General features: G+C 61.9%; 17 protein-coding genes. 6 read left to right on the top strand and 11 right to left on the bottom strand.

The features are described 5' to 3' along the window. The first annotated feature begins 86 nt into the window (after positions 1–86). Together AB4O12_RS11690 and AB4O12_RS11685 are read left to right on the top strand one after the other, a co-directional pair. Positions 87–1,412: an MFS transporter gene (locus tag AB4O12_RS11690; protein ID WP_150741171.1), complete on the top strand. Its 1,326-nt coding sequence runs from the start codon at positions 87–89 to the stop codon at positions 1,410–1,412. A gap of 72 nt (positions 1,413–1,484) precedes the next feature. Next, the gene (locus AB4O12_RS11685; RefSeq protein ID WP_460062031.1) at positions 1,485–2,876 is read left to right on the top strand and encodes an FAD-dependent oxidoreductase; all 1,392 of its coding nucleotides are present in this window, start codon (positions 1,485–1,487) and stop codon (positions 2,874–2,876) included. Between the two features lie 8 nt (positions 2,877–2,884). Here AB4O12_RS11685 and AB4O12_RS11680 read toward each other — a convergent pair whose 3' ends face one another. Beyond that, the gene (locus AB4O12_RS11680; RefSeq protein ID WP_457262687.1) at positions 2,885–4,273 is read right to left on the bottom strand and encodes a type VI secretion system Vgr family protein; all 1,389 of its coding nucleotides are present in this window, start codon (positions 4,271–4,273) and stop codon (positions 2,885–2,887) included. Between the two features lie 221 nt (positions 4,274–4,494). On the opposite strand from AB4O12_RS11680, the gene AB4O12_RS11675 reads away from it, so the two are divergent. Further along, on the top strand, positions 4,495–5,199 hold the full coding sequence (locus tag AB4O12_RS11675) for a YebC/PmpR family DNA-binding transcriptional regulator (protein ID WP_252882301.1): 705 nt from the start codon (positions 4,495–4,497) through the stop codon (positions 5,197–5,199). A gap of 102 nt (positions 5,200–5,301) precedes the next feature. On the opposite strand, the gene AB4O12_RS11670 is transcribed toward AB4O12_RS11675, so the two are convergent. The 4 genes from AB4O12_RS11670 to AB4O12_RS11655 all read right to left on the bottom strand — a co-directional run bounded on the left by AB4O12_RS11670 (position 5,302) and on the right by AB4O12_RS11655 (position 9,446). Then, a complete protein-coding gene (locus AB4O12_RS11670; RefSeq protein WP_460062028.1) occupies positions 5,302–6,615 on the bottom strand; it encodes a leucine-rich repeat-containing protein kinase family protein in 1,314 nt (437 codons plus the stop codon). Between the two features lie 234 nt (positions 6,616–6,849). Further along, positions 6,850–7,980, bottom strand: coding sequence for a cell division protein ZapE (gene zapE, locus AB4O12_RS11665; protein ID WP_041477127.1), 1,131 nt, complete (start codon positions 7,978–7,980; stop codon positions 6,850–6,852). 207 nt (positions 7,981–8,187) lie between these two features. Continuing rightward, positions 8,188–8,943 carry an anti-sigma factor family protein gene (locus AB4O12_RS11660; RefSeq protein WP_095182095.1) on the bottom strand — a complete coding sequence of 252 codons (756 nt, stop codon included), beginning with the start codon at positions 8,941–8,943 and terminating at the stop codon, positions 8,188–8,190. Continuing rightward, complete coding sequence (locus AB4O12_RS11655) at positions 8,940–9,446, bottom strand: RNA polymerase sigma factor (RefSeq protein ID WP_056788806.1); 507 nt, start codon at positions 9,444–9,446, stop codon at positions 8,940–8,942. Before AB4O12_RS11655 ends, AB4O12_RS11660 begins: the two co-directional genes overlap by 4 nt. A gap of 156 nt (positions 9,447–9,602) precedes the next feature. Here AB4O12_RS11655 and AB4O12_RS11650 point away from each other — a divergent pair, with 156 nt between their 5' ends. After that, on the top strand, positions 9,603–10,709 hold the full coding sequence (locus tag AB4O12_RS11650; protein WP_460062025.1) for a catalase family peroxidase: 1,107 nt from the start codon (positions 9,603–9,605) through the stop codon (positions 10,707–10,709). Then, positions 10,706–11,251, top strand: coding sequence for a cytochrome b (locus tag AB4O12_RS11645; RefSeq protein WP_016775318.1), 546 nt, complete (start codon positions 10,706–10,708; stop codon positions 11,249–11,251). Before AB4O12_RS11650 ends, AB4O12_RS11645 begins: the two co-directional genes overlap by 4 nt. A gap of 59 nt (positions 11,252–11,310) precedes the next feature. On the opposite strand, the gene AB4O12_RS11640 is transcribed toward AB4O12_RS11645, so the two are convergent. After that, positions 11,311–12,462 carry a M14 family metallopeptidase gene (locus AB4O12_RS11640; protein ID WP_460062022.1) on the bottom strand — a complete coding sequence of 384 codons (1,152 nt, stop codon included), beginning with the start codon at positions 12,460–12,462 and terminating at the stop codon, positions 11,311–11,313. Between the two features lie 417 nt (positions 12,463–12,879). Then, positions 12,880–13,278 carry a DUF6124 family protein gene (locus tag AB4O12_RS11635; protein ID WP_315436107.1) on the bottom strand — a complete coding sequence of 133 codons (399 nt, stop codon included), beginning with the start codon at positions 13,276–13,278 and terminating at the stop codon, positions 12,880–12,882. A gap of 130 nt (positions 13,279–13,408) precedes the next feature. On the opposite strand from AB4O12_RS11635, the gene AB4O12_RS11630 reads away from it, so the two are divergent. Then, positions 13,409–14,068 (top strand): LexA family protein, encoded by a 660-nt coding sequence (locus tag AB4O12_RS11630; RefSeq protein ID WP_071172928.1) that lies wholly within the window; start codon positions 13,409–13,411, stop codon positions 14,066–14,068. A 42-nt stretch (positions 14,069–14,110) separates the two neighbouring features. Here the strand turns inward: AB4O12_RS11630 and AB4O12_RS11625 are convergent, their stop codons facing one another. The 4 genes from AB4O12_RS11625 to AB4O12_RS11610 form a co-directional block, all read right to left on the bottom strand. Then, on the bottom strand, positions 14,111–16,060 hold the full coding sequence (locus tag AB4O12_RS11625) for an acetyl/propionyl/methylcrotonyl-CoA carboxylase subunit alpha (protein ID WP_460062020.1): 1,950 nt from the start codon (positions 16,058–16,060) through the stop codon (positions 14,111–14,113). Further along, positions 16,060–16,872 (bottom strand): gamma-carboxygeranoyl-CoA hydratase, encoded by an 813-nt coding sequence (locus AB4O12_RS11620; RefSeq protein ID WP_252886440.1) that lies wholly within the window; start codon positions 16,870–16,872, stop codon positions 16,060–16,062. The genes AB4O12_RS11625 and AB4O12_RS11620 overlap by 1 nt, the downstream gene beginning before the upstream one ends. 120 nt (positions 16,873–16,992) lie before the next feature. Further along, on the bottom strand, positions 16,993–18,597 hold the full coding sequence (locus AB4O12_RS11615) for a carboxyl transferase domain-containing protein (RefSeq protein WP_056788823.1): 1,605 nt from the start codon (positions 18,595–18,597) through the stop codon (positions 16,993–16,995). Positions 18,598–18,704: 107 nt separating this feature from the next. Further along, positions 18,705–19,868 (bottom strand): isovaleryl-CoA dehydrogenase, encoded by a 1,164-nt coding sequence (locus AB4O12_RS11610; RefSeq protein WP_460062017.1) that lies wholly within the window; start codon positions 19,866–19,868, stop codon positions 18,705–18,707. Between the last annotated feature and the right edge of the window lie 233 nt (positions 19,869–20,101).

Raw genomic sequence — 20,101 nt, 5'->3', positions numbered from 1 at the left:
GTATCGCAGTGCTCAACAATAAAAAACACAGGCGTTTTTCTTAATCGATTCTGCCGGCACACTCACACCCTGAGGTCAGAACCACCATGAACAAGCACATCGGCACCCTGGCGCGTTGGCGCGTGCAGATCTTCGCTATTACCTGGCTCGCGTACGCCGCGTTCTACTTCACCCGCAAAGCATTTTCGGTGGCCAAACTGGGCATCGCCGAAGACCCTGATTTCACCCTCGACAAAATGGCCATGGCCAACCTCGACGCGATCTATCTGGCGGCGTATGCCCTCGGACAGTTCACCTGGGGCATGCTCGCCGATCGCTTTGGCCCGCGAGTCGTAGTGCTTGGTGGTTTGCTGATATCCGCCGCTGCGGCGCTGGTGATGGGCAGTTTCGCTACATTGCCGATCTTCGCCACGTGCATGTTGATTCAAGGTCTGGCGCAGTCCACTGGCTGGTCGGGGCTGTGTAAAAACCTTGGCAGCTTCTTCCCGTCAGAGCAGCGCGGGCGCGTGCTCGGCTTGTGGAGTTCCTGTTACGCGTTTGGTGGTCTGGTCGCCTCGCCGTTCGCCGGCTGGTGGGCCTACACGCTGGTCGGCACCTGGCACGCGGCATTCATTTCCAGCGCGGCGGTGGTCGCGGTGGTGGCCGTGCTGTTCTTTATCTTCCAGCGCAACAAACCGGAAGACGTCGGCTTGCCGGCGGTGGAGCCCGAGCCGGAACTGTCCGCCGAGGAAACCGCAGCCAACAGCAAACTCAGCGTGTGGGAGCCGTTAAAGGAAATCCTGCGCAACCGCACGGTGCTGGTGCTGGGCTTGGCGTATTTCCTGCTGAAACCGGCGCGCTACGCGATTCTGTTGTGGGGGCCAGTGATTGTTTTCGAGCAGATGCCCAGTGTCGGCAAGGTCGGCGCGGCGATCATTCCAACCGCGTTTGAACTGGCCGGATTGCTCGGGCCGATCATGATCGGCCTGGCCTCGGACAAACTCTTCGGCGCCCGACGCATGCCGGCCTGCGTGCTGAGTCTGTTGGCGCTGACCGTAACGCTGGCGCTGTTCATGGCTGCGCTGAACACCGGCAGCGTGTTGCTGGTTGTCGCGTTGCTGTTCGTCATGGGCCTGACGTTGTACGGCCCGGACTCGATGATCAGCGGCGCGGCCGCCATCGATTTCGGCAAGGCCAAGGCCGGTGCCACCGCCGCCGGTTTCGTCAACGGCTGCGGCTCCGTTGGCGCAGTGCTCGGCGGTTTGCTGCCGGGCTACTTCGACTCGGTGACGGTGTTCATCGTCTTCGCCGGATGCGCGCTGTTCTCGGCGCTGGTGCTGATTCCGCACTGGAACAGTCGGCCGGTCGGCGTGATGGAGCCGCGCGCGGCGATCCCCAACTGCCCGCTGAGCGTCAAACCGCTGCGTTCCTGAAACCCTTCGCCCCGTGGCCTGCTGCGCGGTGCGCGGCAGGCTGCGTCGTGGCTTTCTGACTGGAGATTTCCCATGCGACCGTTCTGGCTCGAGCAAGCCTTGCAGGCCGACCCATCCGAGCAGTGTCCACCGCTGCAAGGCGAGGTGCGCACCGATGTGTGCATCGTTGGCGGCGGCTACACCGGATTGTGGACGGCGATCATGCTCAAGCAGCAAAACCCCGAGCTGGAGGTGCTGCTGATCGAGGCGGACATCTGCGGCGCTGGCGCCAGTGGCCGCAATGGCGGCTGTGCGCTGTCGTGGTCGGCGAAATATTTCACCCTGGAACGCTTGTTCGGCGTCGACGAGGCGGTGCGTCTGGTCAAGGAATCCGAGCGCAGCATCCATGCGATCGGCGAGTTCTGCGAGCAGTACGGCGTCGATGCCGACTACCGCCTCGACGGCACGCTGTACACCGCGACCAATCGCGCCCAGGTCGGCGCAACTGACGCGGTGATCGCGGCGCTGGAGCGTAACGGCATCAACTCGTTCAGCCAGCGACCGCTCGCCGATGTGCAGCGCATGGCTGGTTCGTCAAAACATCTGGAAGGCTGGTTTTCCCCGGCGGCTGCCAGCGTGCAACCGGGCAAACTGGTGCGCGGCCTGCGCCGGGTGGCGCTGCAATCGGGCGTGAAAATCCATGAAGGCACGGCGATGACCGGACTGGAAGAGGGCCGCCCGGCACGTATTCACACGCCCGGCGGCAAGGTCATCGCCGACCGCGTGGTGCTGGCGATGAATGCGTGGATGGCCCGCGCGTTTCCTCAGTTCGAGCGCAGTGTGGCGATCGTTTCCAGTGACATGCTGATCACCGAACCGCGTCCGGAGCTGCTGCAGCAAATCGGTTTGACCAGCGGCGTCAGCGTCCTCGATTCGCGGATTTTCGTGCATTACTACCACAACACCCCGGACGGCCGGATCATGCTCGGCAAGGGCGGCAACACCTTCGCCTATGGCGGGCGGATGCTGCCGGTGTTCGATCAGCCGTCGCCTTATGCCGGATTGCTCAAGCGCAGTCTCGCGGATTTTTTCCCGGCGTTCGCCGAGGTCAAAATCGACGCGACGTGGAACGGCCCGTCGGATCGTTCGGTGACCGGTTTGCCGTTTTTCGGCCAGATGAGCTCGGCGGGCAACGTGTTTTACGGCTTCGGTTATTCCGGCAGCGGCGTCGGCCCGTGTCACATGGGCGGGCAGATTCTCGCCGCGCTGGTGCAGGGTCTGGATAATCCGTGGACCCGTTCGCCGCTGGTCAACGGGCCGCTGGGTTATTTCCCGCCGGAACCCATCCGCTACCTCGGCTCGTTGATGGTGCGCAACGCCATCCGCCGCAAGGAGCGCGCCGAAGATCACGGGCGCCGGCCTCGGCATCTGGACGTGCGCCTGGCCAGGTTCGCGGCGGCGGCGGGCAAGGCGGACAAAGGCTGAGGCGCCGATCAATGCTCGGCGCGGTGGCTCAGCCAGTCGAGCAACAGGCTGTCGCGCACGGGCTCTGATTCGCGCTCCGGCGGCTGGCGTGCGTGGCTGAGGCAAAGGATCGGTCGGTCCGGATCGCTGTCGAGGAAACTCACCCACACTTCACTGCCGGCGCGCGGTAATTGATCGACGGCGACGGGGCCGCTGAGCCGGCTCATGGCGATCGGCAGCCACAGGGCGTCGCTGGCGGATTTATCCTCAGCCGGCCACAGGCTTACAGCGAGGCAGCCGTTTTCGTCCACTTGCGCAGGTTGCCCAGGCGCACCCGCCACTTTTGCCAAGTGATAACCGGCAATATTCGGGCGAGCTTGTTTGAGTGGCGGACGGAAATCGGTCGACCAGGGCTGCGCAGTGAAGTCGTTGTGATAACGCTGAACGCTTGGCGCCGGATCAAGGATCGAAGGGTGCTGCCCGTGGTGGCGCACCGCGCTGATCAGCCATTGTTCGTTGAAATGATGAATCGGGTGGTCGGCCACAAGCAGCAGTCGTCCACTGAGCAAATCGCTGCAATCACTGCGCCCGTGAATGGAGCGCAACTGGCAGCGTTGGCGTTGCAGATGACGTCGGCTGCGTTGTTCGGCGTGCAGACGTTCCGGCGATCGCGCGGGCATCGGCAACTCGGTCGAGACCTCGTTGGCGGCTTCGGCATTGCCGGTTGGCTGACCGCGATTGCGCACCGCATGCAGCATCGGTACAGGCGCCGCGCGATGCTGTTGATAGAGCGCGCTGACGCAGGGCGACGGTGGTTGCTCATCAGCACTGAAAGGGATTTCGACCGGTTCCTGCGGCAGGCTCAGGCTGTCGTCAGCGAAGACCACGACGTGTCCGTCCGGCCCGTGTTCGAAGTGATAGTGGATGCCTTCTTCTTCGCATAGCCGCTGCACCAGTGCCAGATCGCTTTCTTCGTACTGAATGCAAAACGCCCTTGCCGGGTAGTGACCGACGCTCATTTCAATGCGGTAGCTGTGCGCTGGCAGGGCATGTTCTTCGAGCAGTTGTTGAATGATCTGCGGCACACTCAGGTGAGTAAACACGCGGCGCTTATGCGTTTGCGCCAGTTGTTGCAGATACGGCACCAGAATCAGTCGATAGCCGACCCGATGCGTCCCGCGATGTTCGCAGCTGGCGCTGGAAATGACGCCGTGGAATCCGTGCTGCTCACTGAGCCGCAAAAAGGCTGGCCTGTGCAGGAAGGATCCCGGGACGATGGCCGGGGCCAGTCCGAGCAGTTCGATGTCGAAACGGTAAGGCTGGTTCAGCGCTTCCTCGCCGCGAAAACGCACCACCGGCAGGCGCAATCCGCTGTCGGTCAGCGTAAGGGTGAAGGGACTTTCCTTGTCATTGAGCATTCGAGCAGGCCCTGTCAGGCGATACGGGGTTTCAAGGGTACGAAACCGTCGGCCTGAATGGTCATGTCAAAGGCGCTTTTCAGAATCCCCCTACATGCTTTGGTGAAGATGTCGATTCCGTCGGCTGTTTTTTTGGTCGATTGCCGACTTTAGGCCGTATAAACTTGCCGCCACGCGTCGGCCAATAGATGTCTCGGCGCCACAGATCAAGAGAGTGAGTAATGGGCGCACAGTGGAAGGTTAAACACAAAGAAGCGGCAGCCAACGCCAAAGGGAAGATCTTCGGCAAACTGGTGAAAGAAATCACCATTGCTGCGCGCAACGGTGCCGATACCGCCACCAACGCACACCTGCGTCTGGTGGTCGAACAGGCGAAAAAAGCCTCGATGCCAAAAGAAACCCTCGATCGCGCGATCAAGAAAGGCGCCGGTCTGCTGGGTGAAACCGTGCAATACCATCGCGTGACCTACGAAGGCTTCGCGCCGCATCAGGTGCCGCTGATCGTCGAATGCGTCACCGACAACATCAACCGCACCGTCGCGGAAATTCGTGTGGCGTTCCGCAAGGGCCAGTTGGGCGCTTCGGGTTCGGTGGCGTGGATGTTCAACCACGTCGGCATGATCGAAGCCGCGCCGGACAGCCCGGAAGCCGATCCGGAAATGGCTGCGATCGAAGCCGGTGCCCAGGATTTCGAGCCGGGCGAAGAGGGCGCGACGCTGTTCCTCACCGACCCGACCGACCTCGACGCTGTGCAGAAAGCCCTGCCGGAACAAGGCTTCACCGTGCTCTCGGCCAAGCTCGGCTACCAGCCGAAGAACCCGGTCAGCGGCTTGAGCGACGAGCAGATGGCTGAAGTCGAAGCGTTCCTCGAAGGCCTCGACAACCATGATGACGTGCAGGACATGTTTGTTGGTCTGGCTGGCTGATCCGTCGCGCCAGTAATGACCTCTTCTCGAGCAGGCTGGCTCCCACATTTGCAATGCATTCCAATGTGGGAGCGAGCCTGCTCGCGAATGACCGCGCAGCGGTCACAGATTCTCCAGCATCTCGATGACTTCACTGAACCCCGGCCGCCCCAGCACATCCGCCTGACAGCAACGTCGTTCCAGCGCCTCCAGGTGCGCGCGCCGCTCCGTACTCAATCCTGAGTCGACACGCTCCAGCAATTCCCCCAACAACACACCGAACGCACGGACTTCCAGGCGCTGCAATGCGCGCGTCTGCACATCATCGCGGGTTGCATGAAACGACGCCGCGCCGAAATCCCCGAGCAGACAATCGCCCTGATCGTTCAACAGAATGTTGTGGCCATACAGATCGCCGTGGGTAATGCCTTGGTGGTGCAGGTGCTCGGCCGCTGAGGCGATGCCTTGGGCGACGCGCAGGGCAACCTCCGCCGTGAACCGGCAGTCCTCGGCATAAACATCCCGCGAGCACGAGACCAGGCTCGGCAAGCCGGCGAGATTGCCGAAGCTCGGATCTATCAACTGCATCACCAATCCCTGCTGCTGATCGGGGTGGCCGCTGATGCGACCCTCGACGCGGATCAGGTTGGGGTGCAAACCGGCGGTGATGCAGGCGTTCATCTCATGCAACGGCGAGCCGTCGCTGGTCATCTCGCCTTTGTACAGCTTCACCGCAACCGCTTGCGCCGTGCCATCGTCACGCTGCCAGACTGCCCGGGAAATCACCCCAGAAGCGCCTTCGCCCAGTTGCTGTTCCATGCGCAGCGTCGACCAGTCGATCAGCGGCGTGGCCTCAAGGGCAGCGGCATCGGCTTCGGTCTCCAGCGGATTGCCGGCGTAGGCCAGCCAGGTCAGGCTCGGCAAGGTCAGCAGCCATTGCGGCAGCTCGTTGAGCTGGTTGGCGGCGATGCGCAGCAATTCCAGCCGATGGCAGTGACGCAGGGAGTCTGGCAGCGAGCGCAGGCAATTGCCGGCGAGCATGAGCTTCTGCAAAGCGCGGCGTTCGCCCAGTTCCTTCGGCAGGCTCTCGATGCGGTTATCGGTGAGGATCAGCCAGCGCAGCTGCGGCGGCAGAGCGTCACCAGGGACATTGACGATGCGGTTGGCCTTGAAGCCGACCATGGTCAGCGCGGTGCACTGGCCGAGGCAGGCCGGCAGCTCGGTGAACTGGTTGTCGGAGCAGAACAGCACGCGCAGGCGGGTCAGGCGATGCAGGTCATCGGGCAGGCTGCTCAGCGCGTTGCCGCTGAGGTTGAGCACTTCCAGCGTGTCGGCCAGTTGGAATATTTCGCGGGGGAATTCGGTCAGCCCGCAGGACAGGTCGAGGCGGGTAATGCCTGACAGCTCGCCGGCGCGCAGTTGAGCAAGGGTGTGCATGTCTGGTTTCGCTATTGATCGGTGGAGCGACGCGGGGGCGCTGGAATGGGCGACATGATAGCGGTAAAGCGGATGCTGAACGGATTTTGAGTTGTCCCGGGACCTTGTGGGAGCGAGCCTGCTCGCGAAAGCGGTGTATCAGTTAAATGAACCCTGACTGACATACCGCTTTCGCGAGCAGGCTCGCTCCCACAGGGCTCGCTCCCACAGGGCTCGCTCTCACAGGGTGGGGTGTCAGTTGGGTTCGTGAATTTCCTGCAACTGACCCAACCGGCTGCGCGTGCGCGCCAGGTCAATGGCGTGACCTTCCAGGCTCTGGCCCAGCGGCAGTTGGCCGAGCAGGGTCAGGTGCTTGTCCTGATCGTAGAGCACGTCGATCAGATTGATGAAGCGCTGTTGCACGGCGATCGGACACTCGCCGAGCGGCGGCAGGTCATCGATGATCCACTGGTCGAAACGCTGGCACAGTTGCAGATAATCCATCACTGCCGTTGGCTGTTCACACAGATCGTTGAAGGTGAACGCGACTCGCCGGCCTTGGCAAAAACGGGCCTGAAGCTGGCGCTTGCCAACCTCGAGGGCAAGGGCAGGCGCGTCGGCTGGTGGCAGGTCCAGGGCCTGGCGCTGGGCTGTTGTAGCCGGCCAGACGTAATGCCCTTGGGTAAACACTTGATGCGAATGCTGGCGGTTCAGCGTGCGGTAGTCGTGGTCGCCGCCGACTTCCATCACCTGCATGCGCGTGTTGATCAGCTCGATCACCGGTTTGAAGCGTGCGTGATACAGCGGGTTGGGCAGCAGGCCTTCCGGCGCGTAGTTGGAGGTTACCAGCAACATGATCCGCCGTTTGAACAGGGCCTTGAACAGCCGCGTGATCAGCATCGCGTCGCCGATGTCGTGCACATGAAATTCGTCGAAACACAGCACCTGGCAATCTTCCAGCAACTCATCCAGGGTGATTTCCAGCGCGTCTTCCTGCAGGCGGTGACGGAACATGCCGTCGTGCAGCCGGGCAAAAAACTGATGGAAGTGCAGGCGACGTTTGCGCGTGATCGGCAGCGCCTGGAAAAAACCGTCGAGCAACCAGCTCTTGCCGCGCCCGACGGCTCCGTACAGGTACAGACTCGGCGGTGTGTGGCCGCTGTCGCCCAGCAGTACGCTGGCCTGCTGCGCCATGCAGTCGATGACGTGCTGCTGGCTGTGGCTGAGGGTGTAGCCCTGGCTTTTGGCCTTGTCGCGGAAGTAATCGCGGATGGTCGCGGCATGAGCATCGTGCCCGGCGCTGACGGGCAGGCTTTTGCCGAACAGGCGGCGCAACAACGGCCAGCGTTGGCTCAGTCGTGATCGTTTCGGCGTTCGGGCGGGCACGCGGGAAAGGCTCCTGGTTGATCGGGCGGGCTCCACCGGGAGCGCGGTGGCCCAAGTGTAACCAGAGCTCAGGGGCTGGCTCCATGAAATATGTGCACGGTCCCCTGTAGGAGCTGACGAGTGCAACGAGGCTGCGATCTTTGATCTGGGTTGCCGCCAACAGATCGCAGCCTCGTTGCACTCGTCAGCTCCTACCAGAGGCGGATTTCAGAACGGTGGCGATTGCTTGAGCAACTCTGCTGCCGGCGAGTCGGTCGGGCTGACCACCGCATAGTTGTAGCCCGGCCCTGACCAGTAATCGGCCTGCAGATCGCCATCGCTGCGCGAACCGCGCGGCAGCAGGGTGTTTTTCGGCCCCGGTGGACGCAGGTAGAAACTGACCTTGTGACCGCTGCGATCCTCATACATCACCATCGCTGCCGCGCCTTCATCGGTGCTGAGCAAACGCCCGCTGACTGGCTCGAATCCGGCAGCTTTCAAGTCCGGCAAGCGTCCGGCACCACTGAAGTAGCGGTCGAGCCAACGCTGCATGTCGCCGTCGCTGTCGACCTTGTAATCGGCGGGCAGTACGCCTTGCTGGGCGATCAGGCGATAGGCTTGCAACGCGTCAGTCATCGGCAATTGCGCAGGGCGCGCCAGGGTCATTTCCCGCGCCTGCCAGCCACTGAAACCGCCAATGCTCACGGCAATCAGCAACACCGCCGCGCTGGCCAGGTGCCGACGGGACTGCTGGCGACGGCGCTGGCGAATCATCATCGGGTCAAGCGCCGGATTGGCCGGTTGCTGCAACGCGCCACTCAGCGCTGCGCGCAATTGCTGGGCGTCGCGTTGCCAGGCGCGAACCTGCGCCGCTTCTTCAGGGTGGCTGGCCAGCCAGGTCTCGAGCACGCGCCGATCGGCGTCGCTGAGCTGGTGGTCGACGTAGGCGTGCAAATCACGTTCGCTGGGAGGCAGGCTGATCATTTGAGTATCCGCAAGGAAGGGCTGCTGATTTCGCCGTCGCTGAGTTGGCGCAAGGCCTGGCGGGCGCGGGACAGGCGCGACATCACGGTGCCGATCGGGGCGCCGAGGATCTCGGCGACCTCTTTATAGGACAGGCCTTCCACCGAGACCATCAGCAGCAAAGCGCGCTGTTCGGTGGGCAGGCGTTCGAAGGCTTGCAGGGTCGATTGGGCAATCACGGTGCGTTCCACCGACGGCTCGGCATCGTCGCGACCGGTGAAAAATTCCAGCATCCGCGCATAGCGCCGCGAACGACGGTGCGCGTCGAGAAATTGCCGATAGAGGATCGCGAACAGCCAGGCGCGCACGTCGCCGTCAGCGCGTTTCTCGCCCCACGCCGACAGCGCCCGCTCGAGGCTGGCCTGGACCAGATCGTCGGCGCTGCTGCTGTTGCGCGTCAACGACACGGCGAAGCGGCGCAATCTGGGAATGATTTCTCTCAACTGTTCGTCGAATTCGCTCATGAATGTCTGTTGGTCGCTACGCTGTGGACTAGGAAGACGCCCCTCAGCGCAGGTTATTCCCCGCGCGCAAAAATAAATACCGCACCGTGGAATAAACCCGGACGGGGTGCGTCTTGCTGACTCTTTCCACTTGTGGCCGATGGCCTGGAGATATTCATGGTTGATCGCTCGTCCCCAAACGCTGCACCGCCCGGCAGGCCGCCGCGCCAGCCACTGAGCGCCGCGAGCCTGGTTTTTCGTCTGGGCGGCATTGCCGTGATTGTCGCCGCCGTGGCCGGGGCGTTTGCCTACGTGCATGGCAACCTTGACCCGCAACGATTGACGCCAAAAGCGTTGGTCGATGTGCTGGAAAAGAACAACGGCGTGCATCCCGGCTTTCGTCGCAATCACGCCAAGGGTGTCTGCGTGATCGGCCATTTCGAAAGCAGCGGCGAGGCGCGCGCGTTCTCCACGGCACAGCTGTTCAACCTGCCACAGACACCGGTGGTGGGGCGTTTCGCCTTGCCGGCCGGCAATCCCTACGCGCCGGACAGCGCCGTACCGATCCGCAGCCTGGCGCTGCGCTTCACCCAGGCGAACGGTCAGCAATGGCGCACCGGGATGAACAGCATGCCGGTGTTTCCGGTGGGCACGCCCGAAGCGTTCTACCAATTGCAGCAGGCGCAGTCGCCGGATCCAGCCACCGGCAAGCCAGACCCGACGAAGGTGCCGGCGTTTTTTGCCGCACATCCGGAAGCCGTGCCGTTTCTGACGTGGGTGAAGACCGCCAAGCCTTCGGCCAGCTACGCCACCGAAACCTATAACAGCATCAATGCGTTCTATCTGATCGATGGCAACGGTAAAAAACAGGCCGTACGCTGGAGCATGACGCCGCTGGCGCAGGACGCGGCGGGTGCCACGGCCCCTGAAGGCGCGGACTTTCTCGAGAAGGATCTGGTGCAACGCCTGGCCGCCGCACCCTTGCGCTTTCAGTTGAACATCACCCTGGCCAACGCCGGTGACCCGGTGAACGATGCCAGCAAGACCTGGCCCGCAGATCGCAAAGTGTTGAACGCCGGAACCCTGGTGCTGGAGAAGACCCAGCCGCAACTCAGTGGCGAGTGCCGTGACATCAACTACGACCCGCTGGTGCTGCCGGCCGGGATTCAAGGCTCGGAAGATCCACTGCTGGCCGCGCGTTCTGCCGGCTATGCCGATTCCTACCTGCGTCGCACCAGCGAAGTCAGCCAGTTGCCCGCCGCCAAACAGGAGGCTCGTCCATGAACAAGCAACCGACGCATTTCGTTTTGCTGGCGCGCCTGCTGCACTGGCTGATGGCGCTGATGATCATCGCCATGCTGTTTATCGGCGCGGGCATGGTCACTTCGGTGTCGTCTCGCCATGAATGGCTGATTCATTTGCACAAGCCGCTGGGCATCGCGATTCTGGCGCTGGTGATCGTGCGCCTGCTGGTGCGCTTCACCACCCGCCAACCGCCGCTGCCGGATGATCTGCCGGGCTGGCAGGTGCTGGCAGCCAAGGCTTCCCACGTCTTGTTGTATGCGTTGATGCTGGTGTTGCCGTTGCTCGGCTGGGCGATGATCAGTGCCTCGGGCGAGCCGGTGATGCTGACGGCGTCGCTGCATCTGCCGTCGATTGTGCCGGCCGACGCGCAACTGTTTGCATTGCTGCGCAAATCCCATGGCTATCTGGCGTATCTGCTGTTTCTGACGGTGCTGCTGCACTTGGCGGCGGCGCTGTTTCATGGATGGGTGCGGCGTGACGAAGTGCTCGACAGCATGTTGCGCGGGCGCGATCGCGGCTGACCGCTTAAAGCAAAAGATCGCAGACAGGCTGCGATCTTTTGTTGTTGCAGGGGAGGGGATCAGCGCAGGGTGTCGACCATGTCGGCGAAGGTGGTCAGCACATCCTTGCCCAATTGTTTGGAACGTTTGCCCGACCAGCCGGTGATCTTGTCCGGGTGGTCGTCGTGGTCCTTGAACGGCATCTCCAGGGTCAGCGACAGGCAGTCGAATTTCTGCCCGACGCTGTTGCAGGCCAGGGTCATGTTGGCCTGTCCCGGTTCGTCGCGGGTGTAGCCATAGGTGGTCTGGAAGTCTTTGGTGGTGTGCTTGAGGTGGCTGCGGAAATGCTCTTCAAGCTTTTCGATGCGCGGTGTGAAGCCGGGATTGCCTTCACAGCCGGCGGTGAAGACGTGGGGAATTTCCTCGTCGCCGTGCACGTCGATAAACGCATCGACGCCATATTTTTCCATCTGCTGCTGGACGAAAAGCACTTCCGGGCTGATGTCCTGGCTGGCGTTCTGCCAGGCCCGGTTCAAGTCCTGACCCATGGCATTGGTGCGCAGGTGGCCGTGGAAGGCGCCATCCGGATTCATGTTCGGCACCAGATACAGATCGGCGCTGGCCAACAGTTTGTTCAGTACCGGATCATCCTGGCGCTCCAGACGCTCGATCACACCTTCCATGAACCATTCAGCCATGTGCTCGCCCGGATGCTGCTGGGCGATGATCCAGATTTTGCGCTGGCCTTCGGCACCGGTGCCTTTGCGCAGCAGCTGAATGTCGCGGCCCTCGACACTTTTGCCGGTCGCCAGCAATTCGGTGCCAGCCTTGCTTAGCGCTTGCTCGATCAACCAGTCGTGGCGGCCGCGGCTGTAGGGTTCGAAGTAGGCGAACCAGGCGTGGGTCTGTTCCGCTTCGAGGCAGAAGCGCAGGCTGTCGCCTTCGAAGCTGGTGGGGATGCGGAACCAGTTGACGTGATCATACGACGCCACCGCTTGATAGCCCGGCCAGCCTTTGCTGTAGGTCGATTGGCTGGCGTTGACCAGGCGAAACCAGTGTTCCTGGTGCACATGCAGGCCGCTGGCCTTGAAGTGGAACCACTGAAAATGAGCGCTGCGGGTGTCCGGGCGGATGGCCAGGACGGGACTGAGCGGGTTGCTGATATCGATGACTTGGATATTGCCGCTGTCGAAATTGGCGCTGATGTCGAACGAAGATTTAGCCACGGTCATAGTCGCTTCCTGAGCAGGATTTTTATGACCGGTACTCTACACGCAGGCAGGGCTGAAACCGAGGGGAATTGCGGGTGTAGCGGGGGGCGTCCTCCGTGACGCGCCAGCAGCTTAGAGGCTATGCGATTGATTCTCAAGTGCTGATTGCCATTAGTTTCGCCCAATGTGGCTGGGCTCGGCTTGCCAATTAATATTCTTTTGATATTATCCGCGCCATCGAATTGCAGCACCCAAAGACTTCATTAGCCTGAAGACACAAGCCCGAAAAACGGGCAAAAAAAGACCCGGCAAAAAGCCGGGTCAAAAACCGTGATTAGCCTGATGAGGAGATAGTCCAGAAGACCGACCTAAGGTCTCTGGTCCATCGACTGATCTCGCGACCAGCTGCTTGCAATAATAATCATTATCATTTGCAAGTCAAATGTTTTTATCTGCGCGATGGGAAAATTCTTTCCTGTCCGCCCGTACCTTGTCCGCCGTGACTTCGTCGTTGTCGATCGAATGGTCGACCATCGCCCGCGCCATATCCACCATGTGCACCACCGAAAAGGCCAGGTCGCGACTGGTGCCTTGCAGGTTTTCTGCGGCCTTGAACGCGGTGGCGGCCGCACATCGCAACAGATCCGAGGCATGCACCAGCGCTTCTTCGCCGCTGAGATGGCCTTTGACATTGAAAAAACGTTCGTCCGTCTCGGATTTCGAAACAGTCGGTTTCAAGTAGTAGTCCAGCGCGCGCTGTGCGGCGGCATTGCCCTGAGGGGAGGTGAAGCTGGTGTCGATTTGCAGATCGGGCAGGTCTTTGCTGCTGATGTTCATCATGACACGTCACTCCATGTTCGATTGAAAGTCCGTTCCTCTAGGATAGTACCGCCTGTATTTGTGACTAGGATTTAAATACTACAATATGTGTTTTGCCGGTCGAAGACGTCCGCGTAAGGTGCGGCACATGGATAAATGGATTGAGTTGGTCAAGGCCAAGATGAGTGAACTCAAAGTCACTCAAACAGAGCTCGGAGAGCGCGTCGGCATGTCCCAGGGCGGGATCGGTCATTGGCTGAACAAGCGTCGCGAACCCGGTGTTACCGAAATGAACCGCGTGCTCAAAGCGCTGGGAATGGACTTCCTCGAAGTCGTTCTGGTGATCCGCGAACCGCAGCCGACGCCGGAAGACGAAATGCCGCTGGCGCAGAAGTACAACCCGTACTTCCGTTATCCGGTCTGCGATTGGCGTGCACCGTGCGAAGTGCGTGACACTGCGGCGAGCTATCCCGGAGCATCAGCGAAGCAGCGCTTCGAACTCACGGATTACCACGCTCGCGGCGGTGCGGCGTTCTGGCTGACAGTAACCGGGGATTCGATGACCGCGCCGAGCGGCCAGAGTGTTGCCGAGGGCATGCTGATTCTGGTCGATCCGGAGTTGGAGGCAGTGCCTGGCAAACTGGTGATCGCCCAGTGGCCGGACAGCGAAGAAGCGATTTTCCGCAAGCTCGACGAACAGGCCGGCCAGCGTTACCTGGTGCCGCTCAATCCGACCTGGCCGAAAACCCTGCTCACCGATGAATGCCGGATCATCGGCGTGGTGGTTCAGGCAACGGCGCGTTACTGAACGGATCGATCCTCGCGCAAGGCCAGGATCGACCCTTTTATTTCATCCCTCTTCCAGTTCAACCAAAGCGCTGCCTTCACTGACCATATCGCCTTCCTGGCAGTACAGCGCTTTGATCACACCGGCCTGCGGCGCGCGGATGCTGTGTTCCATCTTCATGGCTTCAAGCACTACCAGTTGCGCCCCGGCCTCAACCGACTGTCCCGTTTCGACCAACACACGCACGATGCTGCCGTTCATTGGCGCCGTCAGACCGCCCTGATGGCTGTGGCTGGCCTCGACGGCGCTGATCGGATCGAACGCTTCGATGCGCCGCAACTCGCCGTCCCATTCCAGATACAACACGCCACCCTGACGAATCGCCCGTAACGTGCGGCGCACGCCGTCATGCTCGACGACCAGCGCTTCGCCCAGCAGTGTAGCAGAGGCCGCAGAGCCCAAAGTCAGCGCGCGATCCTGTCCCTCGCAACTCAAATGCAAGGTGATTTGCGCCGGCAAACCTGCGCGCAAACCACTACCGCAAGACCAGGGCGAGGCGGGATCATCCGCCCGCGCACGCTGCGGCAGACTCTGCGCAAACGCCTGCGCCGCCGCCTGCCAGAACTCATCGCTCAACGTGCCTGGTGCTGGCAGCAATTGCTCCTGATAGCGCGGAATGAACCCGGTATCCAGCTCTGCCGCCGCAAACGCCGGATGCGCGATGATCCGGCGCAGGAAATTGATGTTGGTCTTCAGCCCGCCAATCGCAAACTCGTCGAGCATGCTCAACAGACGCAAGCGCGCCTGCTCGCGATCTTCACCCCAAGCAATCAGCTTGCCGAGCATCGGGTCGTAGAACGGCGAAATCTCGTCACCTTCCTCAACGCCGCTGTCCACCCGCCGCCCCGCGCCCTGTGCCGATTCGCGATACAAGTCCAGCCGCCCGGTGGCCGGCAGGAAATCATTCGCCGGATCCTCGGCATACAAACGCACTTCGATCGCATGACCGTTGAGCGGCACCTGCGCCTGGTTGATCGGCAGCGTTTCCCCACGGGCGACGCGAATCTGCCAGGCGACCAGATCCAGTCCGGTGATTGCTTCGGTCACCGGGTGCTCGACCTGCAGCCGCGTGTTCATCTCCATGAAGAAAAACTCGCCGCGCGCATCCAGCAAAAACTCCACGGTGCCGGCGCCGACATAACCGATCGCCTGCGCTGAACGCACGGCCGCTTCGCCCATTGCCCGGCGTAGCTCGGGCGTCAGACCCGGCGCCGGGGCTTCTTCGACGACTTTCTGGTGACGACGCTGGATCGAGCAGTCGCGCTCGTTGAGATACAGGCAGTTGCCGTGCTGATCGGCGAACACCTGAATCTCCACGTGACGTGGCTTGAGCAAATACTTTTCCACCAGCATCCGCGAGTCGCCAAACGACGATTGCGCTTCGCGCTGCGCCGAGGCGAGGGCTTCAGCCAGTTGGCTGACATCCTCGACGACTTTCATGCCTTTACCACCGCCGCCGGCCGTAGCCTTGAGCAGCACCGGATAACCGATGCGTTCGCAGGCTTCGCGGAAGGTTTCGAGGTCCTGCGCCTCGCCGTGATAGCCCGGCACCAAAGGCACACCGGCCTTTTCCATCAACGCTTTGGCGGCGGATTTGCTGCCCATCGCGTCGATGGCCGAGGCGGGCGGGCCGAGGAAGATCAGCCCGGCGGCTTCGATGGCGCGGGCGAATCCAGCGTTTTCCGAGAGAAAACCGTAGCCGGGATGAATCGCCTGGGCACCGCTGGCCTTGGCGGCGGCGATCAATTTATCGATTTGCAGATAACTCTCGGCAGCCTTGCTGCCGCCCAGATCGACGCGGATATCGGCTTCACGGCTGTGGCGCGCATCGCGGTCGGTGGCGCTGTGCACAGCGACGGTAGTCAGGCCCAAGGCCTTGGCGGTGCGCATGACCCGGCAGGCGATTTCGCCACGGTTGGCCACCAGCACAGTGGTAATCACAGGTGCGCTCATCAACGCGACTCCTTGGTGGGTGCGGCTTGCCAGTTCGGTGGGCGTTTTTGCAGGAAGGCGCGCAAGCCTTCCTGGCCTTCAGGGCTGACGCGAATCCGCGCGATGGCATTTTCCGTGTAGCGGCGCAGGGCCGGGGTCAGCGCGCCGTTGCCGACTTCGCGCAGCAAGTCCTTGCTGGCGCGCATGGCCGCGGGGCTGTTGAGCAGCAGGTTGTCGATCCACTGTTCGACCTGTTGCTCCAGTTCAGCCGCAGGATAGCTTTCGGCGAGCAAGCCGATCTCCCGCGCCCGCTGCCCGCTGAAGCGCTCGGCAGTCAGCGCATAGCGCCGTGCCGCACGCTCACCGATCGCTTGCACCACGAACGGGCTGATTACCGCTGGCGCCAGACCGATGCGCACTTCCGACAGGCAGAACTGCGCGTCATCGGCGCCGATCGCCATGTCACAGCAACTGATCAAGCCCAGCGCGCCACCGAACGCCGCGCCTTGCACCACGGCCAGCGTGGGGATTTTCAGCTTGGCGAGGTTGTACATCAGCTCGGCCAGCTCGCGGGCGTCATCGAGGTTGGTGTGATAATCGAGTTCCGCCGATTGCTGCATCCACGCTAGGTCGGCGCCGGCACTGAAGTGCTTGCCGCGCCCACGCAGCAGCAGGAAACGCAGGCTCGAATCGCTGGCGACCTTGTCGAGGGCGAGGATCAGTTCGCGGATCATCTCGGCGTTGAAGGCGTTGTTTTTCTCCGCGCGATTGAGCCACAGCGTCGCGAAACCGCGTGGATCGGTTTGCAGTTCGAGGGTATTGAAGTCGCTCATATTCATCTGTCTCCACGGTTCTTGTGGGAGCGAGCCTGCTCGCGAAAGCGGGGTATCAGTCGATCTATCCGCCGCCTGACAGATCGCATTCGCGAGCAGGCTCGCTCCCACAAAAAAACATCACATCCGGAACACGCCGAAGCGGCTCGGTTCGATTGGCGCGTTCAGCGACGCGGACAAGGCTAGGGCCAACACGTCGCGGGTCTGCGCCGGGTCGATGACGCCGTCATCCCACAGCCGCGCGCTGGAGTAATAAGGGTGACCCTGTTCTTCGTACTGATCGAGAATCGGCTGCTTGATCTCGGTCTCCTGCTCGGCGCTGAACGCCTGACCGCTGCGTTCGGCCTGTTCGCGCTTGACCTGCACCAGCACACCGGCGGCCTGTTCGGCGCCCATCACGCCAATCCGCGCGTTCGGCCACATCCATAAGAAACGCGGATCGTAAGCGCGCCCGCACATGCCGTAGTTGCCGGCACCGAAGCTGCCGCCGATGATCACGGTGAATTTCGGCACCTTGGCGCAGGCCACTGCGGTCACCAGTTTCGCGCCGTGTTTGGCGATGCCGCCGGCCTCGTATTTCTGGCCGACCATGAAACCGGTGATGTTCTGCAGAAACAGCAGCGGGATGCCGCGCTGGCAGGCCAGTTCGATGAAGTGCGCGCCTTTCTGTGCGGCTTCGGCGAAAAGGATGCCGTTATTCGCCAGAATCGCGATCGGATAGCCGTGCAAGTGAGCGAAACCGCAGACCAGCGTGGTGCCGAACAGCGCCTTGAATTCGTCGAACACCGAACCGTCGACCAGCCGCGCGATCACTTCGCGCACATCGAATGGCTGCTTGGCGTCAGCCGGAACCACGCCGTACAACTCGTCGCTGGCGTACAGCGGCGCGATCGGCGTGCGTTGCTGCACCTCGCCGAGCTTGCGCCAGTTGAGGTTGGCGACGCTGCGGCGGGCGAGGGCGAGGGCGTGTTCGTCGTTCTCGGCGTAATGGTCGGCCACGCCGGAGGTCTTGCAGTGCACATCGGCGCCGCCGAGGTCTTCGGCGCTGACCACTTCGCCGGTCGCGGCTTTTACCAGCGGCGGGCCGGCGAGGAAAATCGTCGCCTGGTTGCGCACCATGATCGCCTCGTCCGCCATCGCCGGCACATACGCGCCGCCTGCGGTGCACGAGCCCATGACCACGGCGATCTGCGGGATGCCCATGGCGCTCATGTTGGCCTGATTGAAGAATATCCGCCCGAAATGCTCGCGATCCGGAAACACTTCGTCCTGACGCGGCAGGTTGGCGCCGCCCGAGTCCACCAGATAAATGCACGGCAGGCGATTCTGCTGGGCGATGGTCTGCGCACGCAGGTGCTTCTTCACGGTGAGCGGGTAATACGAGCCACCTTTCACCGTCGCATCGTTGGCGACGATCATGCACTCGACGCCTTCAACGCGACCAATCCCGGCGATCACCCCGGCAGCCGGCACGTCTTCGCCGTAAACCGCATGGGCGGCCAGTTGGCTGATTTCGAGAAACGGCGAGCCCGGATCAAGCAAGCGATTGATGCGCTCGCGCGGCAGCAATTTACCCCGCGAGGTGTGGCGTTCCTGCGCTTTGACACCGCCACCCTGCGCCACTTGGGCGAGCAAGGTGTGCAGCGCGTCGACCTGTTTGAGCATCGCCGCACTGTTGGCGGCGAACTCCGCTGAACGCGGGTTGAGCTGAGTGTGCAGAATCATGGGGCTTACTCCGTAAGCAGCTTCCAGCTACAAGCGGCAAGCTGCAAGTTGGGGCAAGAGCGTGGTTCTCTTGCAGCTTGTCGCTTGCGGCTTGCAGCTGACGAAATTCATTTCGTCTCGTTGAACAGTTCGCGGCCGATCAGCATGCGGCGGATCTCGCTGGTGCCTGCGCCGATTTCGTAGAGCTTGGCGTCGCGCAGCAGGCGGCCGGCGGGGAATTCGTTGATGTAGCCGTTACCGCCGAGAATCTGGATCGCGTCGAGGGCCATTTGCGTGGCGCGTTCGGCGGTGTAGAGGATTACCCCGGCAGCGTCCTTGCGGGTGGTTTCGCCGCGCTCGCAAGCCTGGGCCACCGCGTACAGATAGGCGCGGCTGGCATTGAGCTGGGTGTACATGTCGGCAACTTTGCCCTGGATCAGCTGGAATTCGCCGATGCTCTGGCCGAACTGCTTGCGGTCGTGGATGTACGGCACGATCAGGTCCATGCACGACTGCATGATCCCGGTCGGGCCACCGGAAAGCACCACGCGTTCGTAATCGAGGCCGCTCATCAGCACTTTCACGCCACCGTTGAGCACGCCGAGGATGTTTTCCTCCGGTACTTCGACGTCATCGAAAAACAGCTCGCAGGTGTTGGAGCCACGCATGCCAAGCTTGTCGAACTTGTTGCTGCGGCTGAAGCCTTTCCAGTCACGCTCGACGATGAATGCAGTAATGCCGTGCGGGCCTTTTTCCAGATCGGTCTTGGCGTAGATCACGTACGTATTGGCGTCAGGGCCGTTGGTGATCCAGGTTTTGCTGCCGTTGAGTACGAAGCGATCGCCGCGTTTGTCGGCGCGCAGCTTCATCGAGACCACGTCGGAACCGGCGTTGGGCTCGCTCATCGCCGGGGCGCCGACGTGCTCGCCGCTGATCAGCTTCGGCAGGTATTTGGTTTTCTGTTCGTGGTTGCCGTTGCGGTTGATCTGGTTGACGCAAAGGTTGGAGTGCGCGCCATAGGACAACGCCACCGACGCCGAGCCACGGCTGATTTCTTCCATCGCCACCACATGCGCGAGGTAACCCAGACCTGCGCCGCCGTACTCCTCCGGCACGGTGATGCCGAGCAGGCCCATGTCACCGAATTTGCGCCACATGTCGGCGGGGAACAGGTTGTCGTGGTCGATCTGCGCGGCGCGCGGGGCGATCTGATCGGCGACGAAGGACTGCACCTGATCGCGCAGCATGTCGATGGTTTCACCGAGGGCGAAATTCAGGGATGGATAGCTCATGAGGCACCTTTTGGCTTTTTTATCGGGTGGAGCGCACGACGAATCGGCGTTCAGCTTTACGTTAACGTAAAGCTTCCGGAGTTCGACTGTCAATCGGCTTTACGTAAGCGTCAACTTGGGCGAGAGTAAGGACAGTTCAGGATCAGATATCGGTTTGTTTCTGGTGGGAGCGAGCCTGCTCGCGAAAGCGCTGTATCAGTCGCCCTCAAGGCTGAATGACGCAGCGTATTCGC

Source organism: Pseudomonas sp. S2_A05 (assembly GCF_054668485.1).
This window is presented reverse-complemented; position numbering and strand designations above follow the sequence as displayed.